Source organism: Streptomyces sp. NBC_00984, from assembly GCF_045162475.1.
GTDB lineage: Bacteria > Actinomycetota > Actinomycetes > Streptomycetales > Streptomycetaceae > Streptomyces.
On the sequence record NZ_CP108734.1, the window covers coordinates 3,016,385 to 3,037,405 of the forward strand.

Here is a 21,021-nt window from a genome sequence, read left to right on the forward strand (position 1 = left end):
CCGTCCGTGAACCGGCCCGGGTCCGTCGCCCGATAGGGAGGTGTGAAGCTGTTGCGCCCCTCGGGGGAGGACCCGAACGACGACGACGCCCTGCTGCGTGCCGTCGCGCAGGGGGACACGGAAGCCCTGGCGACGCTCTACGACCGGCACGCCGGCTGGCTGCTGGCCCGGCTGGGCAGGCGGTGCGCGGATGCCGAGACCGTACGGGAAGTTCTCCAGGACACCTTCGTGACGGTCTGGCGCTCCGCCGGTTCGCACCGCGGTGCCCGGGTCGGCGGCTGGCTTTGGGTGATCGCCTCGCGCCGGCTGGTGGACGCCCAGCGGGTCCATGCCCGTACCGATCTCGCCACCCGGGCCGGACGGACCGGGAGCAACGAGTGGGCCGCCACCGCGCCGTCCGCCGAGGAGCGGGTGCTGGCCGGGCTGGAGTACGGGGATGTGGGCGCCGCGCTCGACCGGATCTCGCCCGAACTGCGGGAGGTCCTGCGCGCCACGGTCATCGACGGGCTGACGACCCGCGAGACGGCCCGGCTCCTGGGCATACCCGAGGGCACGGTCAAGACCCGGGCGATGCGGGCCAGGCGCGAGCTGCGCGCCGCACTGGAGCTGTCGGCCGCGGAGGCCGGACCGCTGGGAGGAACGGCATGACCACGACGGGAGGCGACGGCATGCCCCGCTGGCACGTGAGCGAGGAGCTGGCCGGGCGGTACGCCGCCGGTTCGGTGCCGGAGACGGACGCGTGGTCCGTGGAGAAGCACGTGGAGGCGTGCGGGGGATGCGCGGCCCGGATCTCGACGGCTGTACGGACGCGACCGGAGGCGGGGGCGGCGCTGGACGCGGTGCGCGCGGGGGTACTGGCCGCGGTGGCGGCGGAGGGGGTGCCGGCGAGTGGGCCCGCCCGCAGCGTCCGGCACCGCTTCCCCGGGGCCGCGACCCGCGCCGGGCGGCTGCTGTGGGCCGCCGGGCCCGCGCTGCGCAGGCCGTGGCTGCTGGCGCTGGTGCTGGTGGCCGTCGGGGCTCTCGCGCTGGCGTACGGGGCCGGGGCCGGGGACACCATCCGCCCGCTGCTCCTCGTCGTCGCGCCGGTGCTGCCGCTGGCCGGGGTCGCCCTCTCCTACGGCCGGCACGCGGACCCGATGCACGAGATCACCGCCACCACCCCGTCCGGCGGGCTGCCGCTGCTGCTGACCAGGACCGCCGCGGTGCTCGCCGTGAGCATCCCGGCGCTCACGCTCGCCGGGGCGGCGCTGCCCCCGTCCGCCGGGTGGCCCGGCGCGGCGGCATGGCTGCTGCCCGGACTCGCGATGACGCTGGCGGCGCTCGCCCTCGGTTCGTACGTCGGCTGCCGTACCGGTGCCACGTCCATCGCCGCGGCCTGGGCGGCCGCCGTCCTCCTTCCCGCCTTCGCCGCGTCGCCCCCGGTGACCGCCGAGGCGGCGGCCGAGGCCGCGCGGTACTTCGCGGGGCCCGCCGCACAGGCCGGCTGGGCGGCGGGCGCGCTGGTGTGCGCCGCGCTGCTCGCCGTACGCCGTAGATCCTTCGACCATCTGGAGAAGTTGTGAGCGTGAACGCATGAGCGGTATCGAGGCCGTGAACACGGTCGAGGTCAGGGCGCTGACCGTCCGGCACCGCAGGACGACCGCGCTGGACGCCGTCGATCTGGACTTCGCGCCCGGCGTGCACGGGCTGCTCGGACCGAACGGGGCGGGCAAGACCTCGCTGATCCGGGTGCTCGCCACCGTCGCCGCGCCCTCCGGCGGCCGGGTGGAACTGCTCGGCAGCGAGGTCGGCTCCGAGTCGGACCACCGCAGCCGCGCGGCGGTCCGGCGCAGGCTCGGCTATCTGCCGCAGGAGTTCGGCTACTACCCGGGCTTCACGGTCCGCGAGTTCGTCTCCTATGTGGCCTGGCTCAAGGAGATGGACGCGGCGGCGGTCCCGGCGGCCGTGGAACGCGCGGTGAACCGGGTGGGTCTGGCGGACCGGATCGACTCACGGGTGAAGACCCTGTCGGGCGGCATGGTGCGGCGCGTCGGCATCGCCCAGGCGATCGTCAACGATCCGGACCTGCTGCTGCTCGACGAGCCCACCGCCGGTCTGGACCCGGAGCAACGGGTCGATTTCCGGGCGCTGATACGGGAGCTGGGCCGCACCACCACCGTGATCGTCTCGACCCACCTGGTCGAGGACGTCGCCGCGGCCTGCACCGATGTCGCGCTGATCGAGGCGGGCCGGATCGCGTACCGGGGTACGACGCGGGAGCTGACGGAGCTCGGCGGCACCGCGGACGGCGGAGCGGAGCGGCCGGACGGCAACCCGATCGAGCGCGGCTACACCGCCGCGCTGCGGGCGCACCGGGCGGCGGTGGCGAACCGATGACAGCCTCCGCCACGTCCGTGAAGACCGCGGCCGGGAAGCTCCCGTCCGGGAGGGCCCCGGCCCACACCGCCCTGCGCAGCGCCCTGCGGACCGAAATCCGGCGCGGGATCGCCCCCTGGACCGGTCTCGCCGTCGCGCTCACCCTCCTCGTTCCGCTGTGGAGCAAGGCGGCCCAGTGGCAGGGGAGCTGGGGCGCGACCCAGACCGAACTGCACGCGGCGGCAACGCTGCTCGGCGGCCCGCTCGTCGCAGCGGCCACCTGCTGGCAGGGCGGCCGGGAGCACCGCCGCCGCACCGCCGAACTGCTGCTCTCGGTCCCCCGCAGCCGGCTCGCACAGGTGATGCCGGCCGCGACGCCGATCTTGCTGTGGGCGGCGGCCGGGTATCTGCTCGCGCTGGGCCTGGTGTTCGCGGCCACGGCTCCGTACACCGGGGCAGGCGGTCCGTCCCTCTCGGTCGTCGTCACGGATCTCGGTTCCCTGCTGTCCATCGGTTTCGTCGGCTTCGTGGCCGGACGGCTGGTGCGGTGGCGGCTGATCGCCCCGGTGCTCGCGGCCGTTCTCTACGTGCTCCTGGGGGCCCCGGGCTATGTGGAGTCGAACGCCCGGTTCCTGAGCCCCGCCGAGCAGTACGCGTTCGAAAGGTCCGTCCCGGTGTGGTGGTTCGCGCCGGTCCTGCTGGCCTGGACGGGCGGCATCGCCGCCACCGTGCTGCTCGCGTACGCGGCCCGGCGGCGCCTGCTGGCCGTCGTACCGCTCGTGCTGGCGGTCGCGGCGGGGGCGGTGATCGCGCCGACGGGCGAGAACCTGTTCCGGGACGATCCGGCCGTGGCGCGCAGAGTCTGCTCGGCACCCGCAGCCGGTACGCCGCAGATCTGTGTGAAGGCGTCCGACGCCCCGGTGCTGCCCAGCGCCTCCGCGGCCCTGGCCGACTTGTTCTCGCGCTTGGACGGAGTCCAGGGCGCGCCGGTCGGATACGTGGACTCCGGGTTCGCCCCGAAGGACGGCGAAGCCGTTCTCGGTTCGGCGACACGCGGCTGGAACCTCACACGGAACCGGCTGACCGATCCTCAGGCGTACGCCTCGAACACCGCCCTGACCCTGGTGGACCGCGACTGTCCGGACGGCTTGAGAACGAGCGACCGCAAGGTGGCCGAGCGAGTGCATCTCACGGACGACGCGGTACGCACCTGGCTGGCCGGCGACGACTCCCCGTGGGACCCGGACGCCCGCCCCCTTGTCACCCGCCTCACGGCCATGCCGGACGCCGACCGCAAGGTCTGGCTCGGCCGCTTCCTGGCCTCCCTGAAGAGCTGCGAGCCCGCGGAGGTGCCGGCCCTGTGAGCGCTCAGCCGGCCCGCGCCGCTCTCCCCCTCCTCTACGTCCGCTCCCGCGCCCTCCCCCTCACCACCGCCACCCTGGCCTGCGTCGCCCTTGTCGCCGCCTGGGCCGCCCACTGGCTGCAGAGCCAGCCGTACTTCGACCACACCGCCCGTGTCCCGGTCGTCGTGCTGGCCCCGCTGCTCGCCTCCTCGGCGATCGGCACCAGCCTGCACACACACTCCGACGAGCTGGACCGGACCGCCGTGGGCCGCTGGTGGCCGCGCCGGCTGCTGCATCTGCTGGCGCTGACCGTGCTGACGGCCGGGGTGCTCGCGGCGGCGGTCCCGGGGCACCCGGAGGAGTTCGGCGTACCGGCCATGGTGCGCAACGTGCTCGGCGCGACCGGGGTGGCCGCGGCCTCCGTCGCCCTGCTCGGTGCCCGGCTGAGCTGGCTGCCGATGACGGTCTACGGCGGCGCCGTCTACCTGGCGGCGCCCCGCACCCCGGGCGGCGCGGCGGCGGTGTGGGCCTGGCCGATGCAGCCGGGCCCGCAGGTCGCTGCGTGGGCGGTGGCCGTGACGGCGTATGTGGCCGGGGCGGTGTTCCTCACGGCGCGTGGCGCACGCCCGGAGCGCGGGTAGCCGCGCGGACGGATCCGGCAATCCACTGGCCTCCGGCCGCGCCGACCGGACAGGATGGCGGGGACCCTTGCCCGCCATCCGCCGGAGACCCGCACCATGCCCGATATCCACCACTCCGACGCTCTCGCCCCCGTCACGCTCGACCGCCGCGAAGGCCCGCACGGCGAGGTCGTCCTGCGGGAGCGGGGCGACGACTTCGAGATCATCGCCAACGGGTGTTTCCTGATGGACACCTCGGACGGACGCTCCGAGCGGCTGCTGATCGACGCGGCGCTGGCCGCCCTGCCCACCGGCCGGCCGGCCCCGTCGGTGCTCATCGGGGGTCTCGGCGTCGGCTTCTCACTCGTCCGGGCCGCCGCCGAGCCTCGGTGGGGCCGGATCGTCGTCGCCGAGCGGGAGCAGGCGATCGTGGACTGGCACCTGGAGGGGCCGCTGGCCGCGATCTCCGGTGCGGCGCTCGCCGATCCGCGGACCGGGATCCTGACGACGGATCTCGTCGAGTACCTGAGAACGACTACGGACCGTTACGACGCTCTGTGTCTGGACATCGACAACGGGCCGGACTGGACCGTCACCGAGGACAACACGAGCCTCTACTCCCCCGCCGGTCTCGCGGACTGCCGGGAGCGGCTGACACCGGGCGGCGTTCTCGCAGTGTGGTCCGCACAGCCGTCCGCCGATTTCGAACAGGCCCTGCGGAATGCCGGATTCGATGGGGTAAGAACCGAAGAGGTCAATGTTGCCCGAGGTGTGCCCGACGTGGTGCATCTCGCACTTCGGACAGACTGAGATCCCCCACCAGGTATCGCCGGCCCCCGGAAGCCCGGGGGCCAAGCGGCACAAGACAGACACTCCGCCACTTCCTCGCACCCGAGGCGTTACACCCTGCGTAGCCGAGAACAGTCCGCTGCCTTTACGCTGCTGACCGGTAACGGGATCACCCACGAAATCCACAAGCGAAGACCGTGCGTCCGGGGGAATGGCCCCCGTGAGAACGGGGCAGGGGCGGGGCGATGGAACAGACACACACCACCCACAACGGCGTCGCGGCCACCCCTGGCGCGCAGCGCCGGGTGCTGGTGGTCGAGGACGACCCCACGATCGTCGATGCCATTTCCGCCCGGCTGCGGGCCGAGGGCTTTCTGGTGCAGACCGCACTCGACGGCCCGGCGGCGGTGGACGCGGCCGAGGCGTGGCAACCCGATCTGATGGTGCTCGACATCATGCTTCCCGGCTTCGACGGCCTGGAGGTCTGCCGCCGCGTGCAGGCCCAGCGGCCGGTGCCGGTGCTGATGCTGACCGCCCGGGACGACGAGACGGACATGCTGGTCGGCCTCGGGGTCGGCGCCGACGACTACATGACCAAGCCGTTCTCGATGCGCGAGCTGGCGGCCCGGGTCCATGTCCTGCTGCGCCGGGTCGAGCGCGCGGCGCTGGCCGCGGTGACGCCGCGCAGCGGGATTCTGCGCCTCGGCGAGCTGGAGATCGATCACGCGCAGCGCCGGGTCAGGGTGCGCGCCGACGACGTCCACCTCACGCCGACCGAGTTCGACCTGCTGGTCTGTCTGGCCAATACGCCGCGTGCGGTGCTCTCCCGGGAGCAGTTGCTGGCCGAGGTCTGGGACTGGGCGGACGCCTCCGGCACGCGTACGGTCGACAGCCACATCAAGGCGCTGCGCCGGAAGATCGGCGCGGAACGGATCCGTACCGTGCACGGTGTGGGCTACGCCCTGGAGACCCCGGCTCCATGACCCGGCCCGGTTCCGGACTGCGTCCTTTCTCGGTCAAGGCCAAGATGAGCACGCTCGTCGTGGTCTCGGTCTTCATCACCACCGGCCTGCTGATGGTGGCCGTGCGCACCAGGACCGAGCTGCGGTTCATCACGGTGTTCTCGGTGATCGCGACCCTGCTGATCACCCAGTTCGTGGCGCACGGCCTGACCGCGCCGCTGGAAGAGATGACCACCGTGGCCCGGTCCATCTCGCACGGCGACTACACCAGACGGGTGAGCGGCGCCGACCGGCGCGACGAGCTCGGCGACCTGGCCCAGACGATCAACCGCATGGCGGACGATCTGGAGGCCGTGGACCGGCATCGCAAGGAGCTGGTGGCGAATGTCTCGCACGAGCTGCGCACACCCATCGCGGCGCTGAGAGCCGTGCTGGAGAACGTCGTGGACGGGGTGTCCTCGGCCGATCCCGAGACGATGCGTACCGCGCTGAAGCAGACCGAGCGGCTCGGCAGGCTGGTGGAGACGCTGCTGGACCTGTCCCGCCTGGACAACGGCGTGGTCACGCTCAAGGCCCGCCGTTTCGAGGTGTGGCCGTATCTGTCGGGCGTGCTGAAGGAGGCGAACCTCGCCGCCTCGCACCGTCGGCTGTCGTCCGGTTCCGGGAACCACATGCGCAAGGACGTGCATCTGCATCTGGACGTGTCGCCGCCGGAGCTGACCGCGCACGCGGACGCGGAACGCCTGCACCAGGTGGTGGCCAACCTGATCGACAACGCCGTCAAGCACAGCCCGCCGCACGGCCGGGTCACCGTGCTGGCCCGGCGCGGGCCCGGACCGGAGTCCTTGACGCTGGAGGTCCTGGACGAGGGGCCGGGCATTCCGGAGTCCGAGCGGTACCGGGTCTTCGAGCGCTTCAACCGCGGCGAGGTGCCCTCCCCGCACGGGCCGGGCAGCGACGGCGGTACGGGCCTGGGCCTGGCGATCGCCCGCTGGGCGGTGGATCTGCACGGCGGACGCATCGGTGTGGCCGAATCCGTTCGCGGCTGCCGCATCCAGGTCACTCTTCCGGGGGTCCCTCAACCGCGAGGTTGACATAGGGTTCGAACCGGAAGGGCACGTTCTACGTGTTCCGTTCAAGGGGGTACGACCCAGGGGGCCGTAGCCGCGCTGCCGCGTACCCAAAGTGAAGCGGAACCATGCATGTTTCCCGCCAATTCCTGCACCGAAACCCGCCTTCCAATGTGACTTGCGCGACGAAGACCGGCCCGGCCTGCGTGGAACGGCTGGGGAGGCGTAGCCTTGATTTCCGCTGTCCATCACCTTGTGAAGCGGAAGAGGGCGGTTGCCGCCGTGTCGTCTCAGTCCCCCAGTAACTCGAGCATCTCGACCGACCAAGCCAGCCCGGGTTCGAACCCGGCTGCTGCTTTCGGGCCCAATGAGTGGCTCGTCGACGAGATCTACCAGCAGTACCTCCAGGATCCCAATTCGGTCGATCGCGCCTGGTGGGACTTCTTCGCCGACTACAAGCCGGGTACCTCCGGCACGGCGGACAAGCCCGTTCCCGGCGCCCCGGCCACAGGGGCTGCGGTGACTCCGGCCCCGGCCGCGCCCGCACAGGCCACCCCGGCGCAGGCCCCGGCTCCGGCCGCACCCGCCCCGGCTCCCGCGGCTCCGGCGCCCGCACAGGCCGCCCCCGCCGCCGCTGCTCCGGCAGCCCCGGCGAAGGCCGCCGCCCCGGCTCCGGCCGCGCAGGCCGCCGCGCCCGTCCCGGCCAAGGCCGCGGCAGCGCCGGCCACCGAGGCCGCGGCCGGCCCGGAATATGTGACGCTGCGTGGCCCGTCGGCCGCCGTCGCGAAGAACATGAACGCCTCGCTGGAGCTGCCGACGGCCACGTCCGTCCGCGCCGTCCCGGTGAAGCTGCTCTTCGACAACCGCATCGTCATCAACAACCACCTCAAGCGCGCCCGGGGCGGGAAGATCTCCTTCACGCACCTCATCGGGTACGCGATGGTGCAGGCCCTCAAGGCCATGCCGGCGATGAACCACTCCTTCGCGGTGAAGGACGGCAAGCCGACCCTGGTCAAGCCGGAGCACGTCAACCTCGGTCTCGCCATCGACCTGGTGAAGCCGAACGGCGACCGCCAGCTGGTCGTCGCGGCCATCAAGAAGGCCGAGACGCTCAACTTCTTCGAGTTCTGGCAGGCCTACGAGGACATCGTCCGCCGCGCCCGCAACGGCAAGCTCGGCATGGACGACTTCACCGGCGTCACCGCCTCGCTGACCAACCCCGGCGGCATCGGCACCGTCCACTCGGTGCCCCGCCTGATGCCCGGACAGGGCCTCATCATGGGCGTCGGCGCGATGGACTACCCGGCCGAGTTCCAGGGCACCTCGCAGGACACCCTGAACAAGCTGGGCATCTCCAAGGTCATGACGCTGACCTCGACGTACGACCACCGGGTCATCCAGGGCGCCGCCTCCGGCGAGTTCCTGCGGATCGTCGCCCAGCTCCTGCTCGGCGAGAACGAGTTCTACGACGAGATCTTCAAGTCGCTGCGCATCCCGTACGAGCCGGTCCGCTGGCTCACGGACATCGACGCCTCGCACGACAACGACGTGACCAAGGCCGCGCGGGTCTTCGAGCTGATCCACTCCTACCGGGTCCGCGGCCACGTCATGGCCGACACCGACCCGCTGGAGTACCGCCAGCGCAAGCACCCCGACCTCGACATCACCGAGCACGGCCTCACCCTGTGGGACCTGGAGCGGGACTTCGCGGTCGGCGGTTTCGCCGGCAAGTCGATGATGAAGCTCCGCGACATCCTCGGTGTGCTGCGCGAGTCGTACTGCCGCACCACCGGCATCGAGTTCATGCACATCCAGGACCCGAAGCAGCGCAAGTGGCTCCAGGACCGGGTGGAGCGCCCGCGCGCCCAGCAGCCCGAGCGCGAGGAGCAGCTGCGCATCCTGCGCCGGCTGAACGCAGCCGAGGCGTTCGAGACGTTCCTGCAGACCAAGTACGTCGGCCAGAAGCGGTTCTCGCTGGAGGGCGGCGAGTCCGTCATCCCGCTGCTCGACGCGGTCATCGACTCCGCCGCCGAGGCCCGCCTCGACGAGGTCGTCATCGGCATGGCCCACCGCGGCCGGCTGAACGTGCTGGCGAACATCGTCGGCAAGTCGTACGCGCAGATCTTCCGCGAGTTCGAGGGCAACCTCGACCCCCGGTCGATGCACGGCTCGGGCGACGTCAAGTACCACCTGGGCGCCGAAGGCACCTTCACCGGTCTGGACGGCGAGCAGATCAAGGTCTCGCTGGCCGCCAACCCCTCGCACCTGGAGGCGGTCGACCCGGTTCTGGAGGGGATCGCCCGCGCCAAGCAGGACATCATCAACAAGGGCGGCACGGACTTCACGGTCCTGCCCGTCGCGCTCCACGGCGACGCGGCCTTCGCGGGCCAGGGCGTCGTCGCCGAGACGCTCAACATGTCGCAGCTGCGCGGCTACCGCACCGGCGGCACCGTGCACGTGGTGATCAACAACCAGGTCGGCTTCACCGCTGCCCCGGAGTCCTCGCGCTCCTCGATGTACGCCACCGACGTGGCGCGCATGATCGAGGCGCCGATCATCCACGTCAACGGCGACGACCCCGAGGCCGTCGTCCGCGTCGCGCGGCTCGCCTTCGAGTTCCGGCAGGCGTTCAACAAGGACGTCGTGATCGACCTCATCTGCTACCGCCGCCGCGGTCACAACGAGGGCGACAACCCGGAGTTCACCAACCCGCAGATGTACACCCTGATCGACAAGAAGCGCTCGGTGCGCAAGCTCTACACCGAGTCCCTCATCGGTCGCGGCGACATCACGCTGGAAGAGGCGGAGCAGGCGCTCCAGGACTTCCAGGGCCAGCTGGAGAAGGTCTTCGCGGAGGTCCGCGAGGCCACCTCGCTGCCGGCCCCGGCGCACACCCCCGAGGTCCAGCCCGAGTTCCCGGTCGCCGTGACCACCGCGATCTCCCCGGAGGTCGTCAAGGTCATCGCCGAGTCCCAGGTCAACATCCCCGACCGGATCACCGTCCACCCCCGCCTGATGCCGCAGATGCAGCGCCGCGCAGCCTCGGTGGAGAACGGCACGATCGACTGGGGCATGGGCGAGACCCTGGCCATCGGTTCGCTGCTGATGGAGGGCACCCCGGTCCGGCTCGCCGGCCAGGACACCCGCCGCGGCACCTTCGGCCAGCGGCACGCGGTCCTCGTCGACCAGGTGACCGGCGAGGACTACACCCCGCTGCTCTACCTCTCCGACGAGCAGGCCCGTTACAACGTCTACGACTCGCTGCTCAGCGAGTACGCGGCGATGGGCTTCGAGTACGGCTACTCGCTGGCCCGTCCGGAGTCCCTGGTCGTCTGGGAGGCCCAGTTCGGTGACTTCGTCAACGGCGCGCAGACCGTCGTCGACGAGTTCATCTCCTCGGCCGAGCAGAAGTGGGGCCAGACCTCCGGCGTCACGCTGCTGCTGCCGCACGGCTACGAGGGCCAGGGCCCGGACCACTCGTCCGCCCGCCCGGAGCGCTTCCTCACGCTGTGCGCCCAGAACAACATGACGGTCGCCATGCCGACCCTGCCGTCGAACTACTTCCACCTCCTGCGGTGGCAGGTGCACAACCCGCACCACAAGCCGCTGATCGTCTTCACCCCGAAGTCGATGCTCCGCCTCAAGGCGGCCGCGTCGAAGGTGGAGGAGTTCACCACCGGCGGCTTCCGCCCGGTGATCGGCGACGACTCGGTGAACCCGGGCGACGTCCGCAAGGTCGTCTTCTGCGCCGGCAAGGTCTACTACGACCTGGAGGCCGAGCGTACGAAGCGCGGCGTCACGGACACCGCGATCATCCGTCTGGAGCGCCTGTACCCGCTGCCGGGTGCCGAGCTCCAGGCCGAGATCGCCAAGTACCCGAACGCCGAGAAGTACCTCTGGACCCAGGAGGAGCCGGCCAACCAGGGCGCCTGGCCGTTCATCGCCCTGAATCTGATCGACCACCTGGACCTGGCCGTCGGCGCCGACGTCCCGCACGGTGAGCGCCTGCGCCGCATCTCGCGTCCGCACAGCTCGTCCCCGGCGGTCGGCTCGGCCAAGCGCCACCAGGCCGAGCAGGCACAGCTGGTCGCCGAGGTCTTCGAGGCCTGACCGGTCGCTGTACACAACCCGAAGGGCCCGCCCCCGCGAGACGAATCGCGGGGGCGGGCCCTTCGGCGCGCGGGCTGGGCGCCCCGCGTCAGATGATCTGTGGTTCGAAGTCCCAGTACGGACGGTTGCGGGAGCGTGCCGACACCGTGTGGACGTGCTGGGCGCCCAGCGTCGTGACCAGGTCGCCCAATGCCTCCCGCTCGACCTTCTCGGCACGCTCGCGGTCACGGATGCCGCGCAGGTCCGCGGCGTGTGCGATCCGGGCGGAGAGGGTCAGCGGATGGGTCCGGCCGAGGACCTCGGTGGCCCTGGCGATGATCGCGTCCGTCAGCGCGGCTGCGGATTCCGGGTCGCCCACCAGGTTGCGCAGCGCCGAGGCGTTCACCGCGCAGCCCAGGGTCCAGGGGTGGTGCTCGCCCACGGCTCGTGTCATGTCGGCGAGCGCCTCCTCCAACAGGGCGTGCGCGTGGTCGCGTTCACCGACGTTGCGGAGGATCAGAGCGTGGTTCGCCCGGGTTCCCGCCACGTACGGGTGCTCCTCGCCGAGCATGTCCACATAGCCGTCGACCACCTGCTCGCTTATGGCCCTGGCCTGGTCGATGTCGGCGTGTTCGCGGGCGAAGAAGCTCTGACTGGCCGCGAACATCATCGTCAGCGGGTCGCTCTCGCCGAGCACCCGCTCGCTCCGTTCCAGAACCCGGGTGAACAGGGTCGCGGCCTTGGCCCGCTCGCCCGCGCGGTACTGGCACAGCGCGAGATTGTGTTCGGCGCGCAGGGTCTGCGGGTTGTCGGATCCCATGACCAGCCGGTGCACCCGGACGCTCTGGTTCTGGAGCGAGAGAGCGTCGTTGTAGCGGCCGAGGAGCCGTAGGTCGGTGGCGTAGTTGATCTCGGAGTAGAGCGTCCAGCCGTGGCGATGGCGCAACACCTGCCGCCTGGCCTCCAGCGTCCGCCGGTTCAACTCCAGCGATTCTTCGTATCTGCCGAGCAGCCGGAGCGAGATGGCCAGGTTGTTCTGTGCGCTGAGCGTGCGCGAGTCCTGGTCGCCCAGCAGTTCGCGGTACGCCTCGAGGATCCAGCCGGACATCTCCAGCGCCTCGTTGTACCGGCCGAGGCCCCGCAGGTCGGCGGCGAGGCCGCCGGCGGCGCGGAGGTGTTCCAGGTCCTGTGCGCCGCGCTCGGCGCGGAGGTGGTCGACGGCGGCGCGTTCGATGGCTTCGGTGCCGGCGTAGTCGCCGACGGCGCGCAGCAGGTTCGCGTAGTTGTAGCTGAGGTCCCAGACCCTCGGGTGGTCCTCGCCGAGGAGTTCGCGCCAGGCCTTCATGGCGCGTTCGCCCAGCTTGATGCCGGCCCGGTACTCGCCGGAGAGGTACATGTAGCGCAGGCAGTTGAGCACCAGGGTGTGCACGGCCGGGTCGGTGCTCTTGAGTACGTCGGCCCACTTCAGGTGCGGGGTGATCTCGGCGTAGGCGGGCCACAGCCGGGTGTCGGTGGGGCGGCCGGGGTCGGCTGCGGCGAGGGCCCTGCGGACCACGCCGATGAACTCGTGGCGGTCGCGTTCCGGCATGTCCTTGCGGACGATCTGGTGGACCATGCGGTGCATGTAGAGCGATTCGCCGGACGAGGCCTCCTCGCCGGCCATCTCGTGGGACTCCAGGCGGACCACGGAGTACTGGCGGAGCTGGCCGATCGCCCTGTTCCACAGCAGCGGGTCGTTCATCAGGCCGGAGAGCTGTTCCGGCAGTTCGCCGGGAGGCATTTCCCTCAGCAGCCGCACGGGGATGGAGCCGGGGGCGAAGAAGCTGCACAGGCGCAGCAGGTCGACGGATTCCGGGACGGTTTCCTTGAGCTTGTTCAGCAGTATCGACCAGGCGGTCTGGAAGGCGAGCGGGAAGTCGGCGGAGACCTTGACGACGTCCTGGTCGATGCCGCCTTCGAGAAGTTCGATGTACTCCTCGACGGACATGTCGGAGTCGTTGAGCCAGCCCGCCGTCTGGTCGAGGAGGAGCGGGAGGTCTTCGAGTGCCTCGGCCAGCTGGTCGGCGTCGTCCGGGGTCAGGCGCGGTGCGCGGCGGCGGATGAAGGCGACGGACTCGTCGCGTTCGTAGACCGGGACCTCGACGAGGTTGCTGTTGTGCTCGCTCCACTCCGGGTTGCGGGAGGTGATCAGCACATGGCCGGGGCCGGTCGGTACCAGGTCCCAGATGTGTTCGGGCTCGTCCGCGCCGTCCAGGACCAGGAGCCAGTGGGAGTGCGGTTCGCCGCGGCGCAGCGCGTCCCGGACCGCCCGCAGCCGCTCGCCGTACTCGGCGCCCGTGGACAGGCCCAGTTCGGGGGCGAGTTCGGCGAGCTTCTGGCGGTAGAGGGCGCGGCGGTCGGCGGGCACCCACCACACGACGTCGTACTCGGAGCCGAACCGGTAGACGTACTCCGCCGCCAGCTGGGTCTTGCCCACCCCGGACATGCCGTGCAGGGCCACGACCCCGGCGCCGGGTCCGGCGTCCTGGAGGGCCTGGTACGCCTTGCTGAGCAGCTCCTCGCGGCCGGTGAACCGGGTGTTGCGGCGCGGCACCCCGCCCCACACCTCGGGAGTGTCGGCCGGATAGCGGGGCCCCTGCCTGGCCTCGACAGGCTCGGGCAGCGGGTCGGTGGGCAGGCCCAGGCGCACCAGGAGCCGTCGCTCGGCCTCGTCTGCGCCGACGTTGGTCAGGTCGGCCGCGGCGAGGGCCGCGGTGGCGCCGGGCAGCGCGGACGTGGTGACGCAGACGGCGGTGAAGCGGTCGGGGTCGGGGGCGACGACCTCGCGCAGCGCCCTGTTCCACTCGTCGTGGCTGCGGGGGCCGAGCTGGAAGTACCAGTCGCTGAGGATCACCAGGACGCGGCCCCGGGAGAGCGTCAGATCGCGCAGGGACTCCTCCAGCGGAACCTCCACCGGGGGGTCCCATCGCTGCTGGACGACCGTCACCCCGCGCCGCTCCAGGCGGTCCCCGATCCACGTCGCCCAGGCCCGGTTGAAACCGGCGAAACTGATGGTGACGGTTTGCGCCCCGGTTGCTCCAACTTGCCTACGCGTTCCGGGCATTCAACCGTCTCCCTGCCTCGATTCGAGCCTTGTCAACATACACCGGAGCATGGTCGTTCCGGCGGACAATCCCGGGGTCCCTCACGGCCTGTGCGGACCGTTCCTCTGCTGCCATATCACCTTGGCGGTGGCCACGTACGCCTCCGCGCGCGCGAGGTGCCCCGTAGGAGGCGGGCAATCGTCCAGACGGTGGTAGAGCGTGATCATCTCGTTGACCAGTACCCGGCCTTCGCGGGTCAGCGCCGCCGATCCGGCCAGCACGGGCAGGACCGCTCCGACCTGTTCGCGGCAGCGGGCGTGCTCGGCCCAGGCCAGGTCGCGGTGGGTGACGCGCCGGGCGGAGAGCGCGAACCGCTGCCAGTAGTCGGCGAGCGCGATGTGCGAGTAGGCGCCCTGGAGGAGGCCGTCGAAGGGGCGGGGGTCGGAACGCCACGGTGCGAAGTGACGTGGCTCCGGGTCCTCGTGGTGCAGCGGTACGAGGGCGCCGAGCGCGGCCAGTTTGGTGTGCTGGAGTTCGTGGACGAGGGTGGAGGCGAAGTAGGCGGGGGTGGCCGGTTTGCTGCTGAGGACGGCGCCGAACGCCTCGCGCCTGGTACCGCTGCAGTGCGCCGCGCTCTCGCCCATGGGTCCGGAGCCGGGCGGCGGGCCGAGCGGCACCAGGCAGCGCAGCAGGACCGCCGCTTCGGTGAGGCGGTGTTCGCCGCCGACGCGGAGCAGGGACGCCGCTCCGGTCCAGGACTCGGCCCACGCCTTGCGTTCGTGGTCGTCGATGTGGGTGGCGGCGCTCAGTCCGTGCGGCTGGAGTCCGCTGCCGTCGGTGCGGTACGGGTCGACGTCGTCCAGGGGTACGGGGCCGATGCCGGACTGCACGGCGGGCAGGGCGAGCACCGGCAGCCAGCGCGGGTCGGCCGACCCGGTCGTGCCGTCCGGCTGCGTGTGTGCCGACAGGGGTTCACCCACCTCCTGACGTATCGACAGGTCGCCGTCCGAGCAGGTGATGTCGACCGCCTCGGACGCCGTGCGCAGCGCACCCAGGGTGGGCAGGGACAGGAGCCCGTCGTGTGCGGTGAGCCGGGTCGTGAACGGGATTCCGGCACGGATCGCGGCCGCGGCGGCCAGGGCGCTCAGGTGGTCGAGGTCGGCGCGGAGTCCGGGTCCGGGTCCGTCGACCGGGCCGGAGCCGGAGAGGCCGCGCAGGCAGCGCTGCGCCCAGGGGCCGGCGAGGGGATGGAGCAGCACGGTGCGTACGGCGGTCCGGTCGGCGCGCTCGGCCGTCTCCAGCAGCGCCCAGTCCTGGCGCAGGCGGTCGAGCGACCGGGGCGGGCAGACGGCCGCGGGGGCCGCCCCGGCCGCGTCGAGCAGGGCCCGCAGCAGGAGCAGCCGGCGGGTGTCCTGATCGCGTACGAGGACATGAAGGGTGTCGGAGTCGCCCTCGGTGCGGCCGAGTTGGCGCAGCATGTGGTCCGGGAGTGGGGGGATCATCGGCGTTCTCCTGCGGTCGCGTCGGACAGCCGGGCGGCCACATGGCGTACCAGCCGTTCGAGGTCTGCGCAGTAGACGGACGGGTTGGCGAAGCCGTTCTCTGCGCGGTAGCGGTGTGCGTAGTGGCCGCCCCCGCAGACGGTCAGCAGCGGGCAGGCGCGGCAGGCTGCGGCGAGTGCGTCGGGGCCTGCCCGGCGGGCGGCGACGCCGGGGTGGCGCAGGGCGTCGTCGAAGGTGTGGCGGAAGACGTCGAGCCCGGTGGCGGCGGCCGTGTCGTAGGCGGACTTGAGGGAGTCGACCTGTTCGATCGCCCCGTCCGTCTCGATCACGATCGCGTCGACCGGGTCGAGGCCGAGGGATTCGGTGGCGCCGGGCAGCCCCAGCAGCAGGGCGATGCACTCCTCGAAGAGCCGGACCCGGGTCTCCCGCCGTCCGGTGCGCCACCAGCGGTCGAAGACGGTGGTGAGCCAGTCGCCGTACGGGGTCGGGCGGCCGGGTCCGGTGAGCGGCAGGCCCGGTGGAGGGGTCGTCCAGTTGCCGTGCGGCAGCAGCAGGTCCAGGGCCGGGGGGTGCAGTTCGAGCAGCGACTCGTACATCTCGATCGGGTCGGTGTCCGGGTCGACGACGGTGAGGATGCCCGCGTACGCGTCGGGGTGCCGGTCGGCGAGGAGCCGGGCGCCGCGCGAGGCGGCGGGCCAGGAGGGGCGTCCGGCGTGGTCGGTGCGCCGGCTGTTGTGGGCGGGCCGGCCGCCGTCGAGGCTGATGCCGATGCGTATGCCGTGCCGGGCGAGGGTGGCGACGCGGGCCTCGGTGAGGAGGGTGGCGTTGGTCTGGACGGTGGTGTGGACGGTGCAGTCGCCGGGCACCAGGCCGCGTACCCGGTCGGCGAAGGCGGCCAGCCGGTCGGCGCCCGCGAGGAGGGGTTCGCCGCCGTGCAGGACCAGCGCCACGTCCCGCAGTCCGTGGGTCGCCGCGTGTTCGGCGATGCGGTGCGCGGTGCGGTCGAGGACGGCGGGTGCGGCGGCGGCCGGACGGTCGCGCCAGGTGTGGTCGGGGCCCTCGTAGAGGTAGCAGTAGCGGCAGGCGAGATTGCACCGGCCGTGCACCTTGACGATGAACTGCCCGAAGGGGAACGGAGGTCGGCCGTCCTCGGTACGCGGGCGCGGTTTCGGCGTCGCCTGTCGAGACACTCTCGCACCCCCGCGCCGTTCACATCCGCCGGTACGGCCCCCGTCGCCGTCCCGAGGCGAGTATCCCTGGCCTGCCACAGGGGCAAACCCGTCCCTCACCACGATGTCCTGTTCAACCGGGCCCCGGACCGAAATCGTGCGGCCTCAGAAGGCGTTGGTGAAACCCCACAGCATCTCCCGCGGCTGTTCGGCCCGCCCGCGCAGATCCGCGACCACCTCGGCGAGCACCGGATGGTCCAGCGTCCGCAGCGACTCCAGGTCGAGCCCCAGCAGATCGGGCAGCGCGCCCGGCCCGCCGGACGCGCCGCCGTCGGGTATGCCCTGGTGTGCCGTCTCGCTCATCGTTCCTCCCCGTAACACCGCATCGTGCTCGCGGTGGTGTGCTCGCCCTTGAGCACACCCCGTCGAGCCCGCGTCCCTGACCCGTGCGCCGGCGCGGATCCCGCCCGCACCGGCCGCCCCTGTACGGATGCCCCGCACGACCGGGCCTACGCCTCGTGAAGCATGCCGTCCACCGGTGCCGGTCGTGCGCCGGTCGTACGACGGCGGCACACCCGCGCACCGGAAGCACCGTTCCGCCGGGTGCTCTCCTTCGAGCGGCTCAGCGTTCCAGTTCCGCCAGCCGCTCGGCGGTCGCCTCGCCCGCCGCGCCGCCGCCGTCCGGCAGTTTGTGCCATTCCCGGTGGGCCGCCCGGTACGCCTCGCGTGCGGCCCGGGGGCGTCCCGCCCTCTCGTAGGTCATACCCCGCCAGTGATTGGCTGTAGCACTCAACTCGACGGCCTGTCCGAACTGTTGCGGACTGTCCAGCTCCGCCTCCGCCGTGCCGGCCGCCTCGGCCGCACCCCGGAACGCCTCGGCCGCCTCGTCCAGCCGGGCCGGACGGTCCAGCACCCGGGAGGCGTCGAGGTGGGACCGGCCCAGCTCCAGCCAGCAGCGCGCCTCGGTCAGCGGGTCGGCCGCCTCCTGGGCGGCGAGACCGAAGAGATGCTCGGCCTCCCTGAGATCGACCCGGTCCTCGGTGGCCCGGTGCCGCAGCATCAGTGCCCGGCCCAGCATCAGCAGCCGCTCGGCCTGGCGCGTGCTCCCCGCCGCCGTCTCCGTACGGCAGTCGCGCAGCACCCGGATCGCGGCGCCGATGTGCGGACGCCCGTCCGGCAGCCGGGCCCGGCGCAGCAGGGTGCCGCCCCATTCGGCGAGCAGGTCGGCGTGGGCCCGCGAGTCGCGCGGGACACCCCGGGCGGCGCGGGCGAACCAGTCGGCGGCTTCCACGAGTTGGTCCGGTTCACCGGTGTGCTCGTAGCGCGCGGCACCGACCCGGCCCGCCCTGATCTGGAGCGAGGCGCGCAGCCGCTGTTCGCGTACGGTCGCCAGGGCCTGCTGGATCAGGGTCGCGGCCTCGTCCGGTTCCTCGCCGGAGCCGAGGAGGGCGTCCACCAGGTCCAGCAGGATGCGCACCTCGGTGCCCATGGTGTGCCGGCCGCCGCCCTGTTCGAACGCGGTGCGCAGGGAGCGTGCCGCCTGGCCCGCGTACACCCGGGACTGTTCGGTGTCGACGGTGGCCCCGGCCAGCTTCAGCAGGGTCCGTCCGTGTGCCAGGGGCAGGGTGGTGGGGCGGTTCTCCTGGTCGGGCCAGACATCGGCGAACGCCTCCAGCATGCCGCACGCGGCCTGGAGCAGGGCGGTGTCGCCGTCGAGCCGCCACTGTGCCTCCAGGGCCCGGACCCGTTCCAGCGTCAGCCGGAGGGCCTCGGCGGGTTCCAGTCCGGGGGCGGCGCAGGCGGCCGTGTACTCGCGGTCGGCGCGGCGCAGCAGCTCCAGTGCGCCGCGCCGGTCGCCGCGCCGCCGCCGGTCGTCGGCTGCGGCGTGCAACACCTTGGCCAGTACCGCCCGTTCGCGCACGGCGGCGGGGTGTGCGGCGGCCCGTTCGGCGGCGTACTCGGCTTCGCGGAGCAGTTCGGCGTCGCCCTGGACCTCCCACAGTCGCAGCACGCAGCGGGAGTACTCCGCCCACAGTCCGGGGTCGGCGCCCGGCCGCTCCTCGCGTTCGGTGGCGCCGCGCAGCAGCTGCACGGCGTCGATCAGGTACTGCACCATGCTGTCCGATTCGAACTGCCGCAGGAGGGCGCGGGCGCTCTCCACCGCCGCGTTCGGGGTCCGGACAGGGCCGCGGTGGCCGCCCCGTCCGGTCTGCATCACGAACTGCTCGGGCAGGGGCATGAAACGCTCCAGTACGCGGACCGCGACCTCGGCGAAGGGATGGGGGACGCGCGATCCGCCGCCTGCGTCGCCCTCCCCGTTCTCGCCACCCTCCTCGATCTCCTCGTCGGGTGCGCCGTTCTCCATGGGGTACGTGCCGCGGGCGGCCGACGGGGCCGCGTACCTGCCTTCGCCGAGCTGGGCGAAGGCCAGGGCCGGGAAGTTCGGCCCGCCCTTGCCGAACCGCTGCTCGATGTACTGCGAACAGTGCTTGAGCACGAGCAGCGCCTCGTCGCGGCCCAGCGGCCCGAGCAACGCCTCCCGGACGCCGGGCACGAATTCGTACCACTGGCCGTCGTCCGCGCCGCCGCCCTCGCTCCTGCTCCGTGACAGCAGACCGCTCAGCAGCACCTCGGCAAGTTCGGAAGGGCCCGAGTGGGGCAGCATCGTGCGCTGCACCAGCTGCATCACCGGCAGGTGCAGCGGGGCCGCCGCGAGGTAGACCGCCAGCTGCCCGGCGGTCGGTGAGGCCGCCGCACGGAAGCGGCTGACCAGCTGGAGCGAGGAGAGTCCGCCGCCCGGCCGCTGCGCGGCCGCCGCCGGATGGTCGGCCCGCACCCAGCCGACCGCGCCGGAGATCTGTCCCGAGCCGGTGCCGGAGAGCAGCCTCGCCCAGGCCGCCAGCGCCCCTTCGACCGGCGGGAGCACGGGTACGGCGAGGGCTCCCGGGTGCACGGCGGGACCCGTGCCCGGCTGCTCCACGACCTTGAGCACGGCGGCTCCGCCGGGTCCGTCGCCCTGGGACAGCGAACCGTAGGTGACCGGCAGTCTGGTCCGGTTCCACATCCGCTGCGGCAGCGGCTGGAGCACGGCGGCCGGGGCCTGTGCGGCCAGCTGGTGCAGCAGCCGGTGGGCCCGTCCGCTGTGCCAGAGCGGACCGGCGCAGTCGCTGACCAGGACGGTGACGCGGCGGCCGGTCGGGTCGCTGAGCCGGTCCGCGGAGTGCAGTGGCGCCGCGGCCGGGTCGGGGCTGCGGCTCACCGCGGCCGCGCCGTCGGGCCCCTGGTGCAGATAGCGCACCTGGACGTCCCGGAAGGCGCCCAACTGGCCGAAAATCTGCTGGAGTTCGCCGAACATGCGGTCCCACACCAGCATCGAGGACGAGGCGTCCATGACGCACTGCAGGACCGCCTCTCGCCGGGACACACCACGGAACACCGGCAGGATCAACCCGCCCGCCCTGGCACTGAGTTCGGCGGTCGCTGTCTCGTCGAGGGTGCTGCGCAGCGGTGGCGAGGCGGGGTGGTAGCGCTGCAACGGTCGCAGTGCCCGCTGGAGTTCGAGGGGTGCGGGGAGCGCCGGGGCGGCGGGCACGCCGAAGGTGAGGGCGGCGGCCCGGCCCTCCCGGGCGGCACCCGGGAGGGCCCCCGACGGGCCGCCGGTACGGGCGTGGCCCGAGGGGCCGTTGCGGGGTACGGGGTAGAGGGTGATCCGGTCCGCGTCCCCGGGGTCCGCGCGCGGCGGGCGTTCTTCGCGCGGCGCGGAGCGCGCGGGTCCCACGGCGTCGGGCCCGGGGTCGGCGGGCCGCCCGTCCGCCCGCTCCGGGGGAAGGAGAAGGAGCGGAGCACTCCCCCGCGCCTCGTCGTCCTCCGGCGGTGCGTCCGGGTGGCGGGCCCAGCGGGCCAGCCAGAGCGCGTCGCGGAGCTGCTCGACGTCGGGGTCGAGCCCGGCCTCGCGCAGCCGTGCCACGAACGCGGGGTAGAGCCTCGCGTCGTCGGCGCCACGCACGTCGGGGGAGCCCTCGGGTCCGGCGCCCGCCAT

General features: G+C 72.5%; 14 protein-coding genes. 9 read left to right on the plus strand and 5 right to left on the minus strand.

Features of this window, described 5'->3' with window-relative positions:
• The first annotated feature begins 42 nt into the window (after positions 1-42).
• From OG520_RS12985 to OG520_RS13025, 9 genes are all read left to right on the plus strand, one after another.
• Positions 43-648 (plus strand): RNA polymerase sigma factor, encoded by a 606-nt coding sequence (locus OG520_RS12985; RefSeq protein WP_399328944.1) that lies wholly within the window; start codon positions 43-45, stop codon positions 646-648.
• Positions 645-1,562, plus strand: a complete 918-nt coding sequence (locus OG520_RS12990; protein ID WP_406013276.1) for a zf-HC2 domain-containing protein — start codon at positions 645-647, stop codon at positions 1,560-1,562. Before OG520_RS12985 ends, OG520_RS12990 begins: the two co-directional genes overlap by 4 nt.
• A gap of 10 nt (positions 1,563-1,572) precedes the next feature.
• Positions 1,573-2,376, plus strand: coding sequence for an ABC transporter ATP-binding protein (locus OG520_RS12995; protein ID WP_406013277.1), 804 nt, complete (start codon positions 1,573-1,575; stop codon positions 2,374-2,376).
• A complete protein-coding gene (locus OG520_RS13000; protein WP_406013278.1) occupies positions 2,373-3,719 on the plus strand; it encodes a hypothetical protein in 1,347 nt (448 codons plus the stop codon). Before OG520_RS12995 ends, OG520_RS13000 begins: the two co-directional genes overlap by 4 nt.
• Entirely contained in the window at positions 3,716-4,339 is a 624-nt protein-coding gene (locus OG520_RS13005; RefSeq protein ID WP_406013279.1) for a hypothetical protein, read from the plus strand. The genes OG520_RS13000 and OG520_RS13005 overlap by 4 nt, the downstream gene beginning before the upstream one ends.
• Before the next feature lie 96 nt (positions 4,340-4,435).
• Positions 4,436-5,128 (plus strand): spermidine synthase, encoded by a 693-nt coding sequence (locus OG520_RS13010; protein WP_399328938.1) that lies wholly within the window; start codon positions 4,436-4,438, stop codon positions 5,126-5,128.
• A 224-nt stretch (positions 5,129-5,352) separates the two neighbouring features.
• Positions 5,353-6,090 (plus strand): response regulator transcription factor, encoded by a 738-nt coding sequence (locus OG520_RS13015; RefSeq protein ID WP_056794186.1) that lies wholly within the window; start codon positions 5,353-5,355, stop codon positions 6,088-6,090.
• Positions 6,087-7,163 carry an ATP-binding protein gene (locus OG520_RS13020; RefSeq protein WP_399328937.1) on the plus strand — a complete coding sequence of 359 codons (1,077 nt, stop codon included), beginning with the start codon at positions 6,087-6,089 and terminating at the stop codon, positions 7,161-7,163. Before OG520_RS13015 ends, OG520_RS13020 begins: the two co-directional genes overlap by 4 nt.
• 258 nt (positions 7,164-7,421) lie before the next feature.
• Positions 7,422-11,249: a multifunctional oxoglutarate decarboxylase/oxoglutarate dehydrogenase thiamine pyrophosphate-binding subunit/dihydrolipoyllysine-residue succinyltransferase subunit gene (locus tag OG520_RS13025; protein ID WP_406013280.1), complete on the plus strand. Its 3,828-nt coding sequence runs from the start codon at positions 7,422-7,424 to the stop codon at positions 11,247-11,249.
• An 88-nt stretch (positions 11,250-11,337) separates the two neighbouring features.
• Here the strand turns inward: OG520_RS13025 and fxsT are convergent, their stop codons facing one another.
• The 5 genes from fxsT to OG520_RS13050 all read right to left on the minus strand — a co-directional run bounded on the left by fxsT (position 11,338) and on the right by OG520_RS13050 (position 21,021).
• Positions 11,338-14,331: an FxSxx-COOH system tetratricopeptide repeat protein gene (fxsT, locus tag OG520_RS13030; RefSeq protein WP_406013281.1), complete on the minus strand. Its 2,994-nt coding sequence runs from the start codon at positions 14,329-14,331 to the stop codon at positions 11,338-11,340.
• Positions 14,332-14,412: 81 nt separating this feature from the next.
• The gene (locus OG520_RS13035; protein WP_406013282.1) at positions 14,413-15,813 is read right to left on the minus strand and encodes an aKG-HExxH-type peptide beta-hydroxylase; all 1,401 of its coding nucleotides are present in this window, start codon (positions 15,811-15,813) and stop codon (positions 14,413-14,415) included.
• Positions 15,810-17,003 carry an FxsB family cyclophane-forming radical SAM/SPASM peptide maturase gene (locus OG520_RS13040; protein WP_406013283.1) on the minus strand — a complete coding sequence of 398 codons (1,194 nt, stop codon included), beginning with the start codon at positions 17,001-17,003 and terminating at the stop codon, positions 15,810-15,812. The genes OG520_RS13035 and OG520_RS13040 overlap by 4 nt, the downstream gene beginning before the upstream one ends.
• 144 nt (positions 17,004-17,147) lie before the next feature.
• A complete protein-coding gene (gene fxsA, locus OG520_RS13045) occupies positions 17,148-17,345 on the minus strand; it encodes an FxSxx-COOH cyclophane-containing RiPP peptide (RefSeq protein ID WP_399328932.1) in 198 nt (65 codons plus the stop codon).
• A 259-nt stretch (positions 17,346-17,604) separates the two neighbouring features.
• Entirely contained in the window at positions 17,605-21,021 is a 3,417-nt protein-coding gene (locus OG520_RS13050) for an SAV_2336 N-terminal domain-related protein (protein ID WP_406013284.1), read from the minus strand.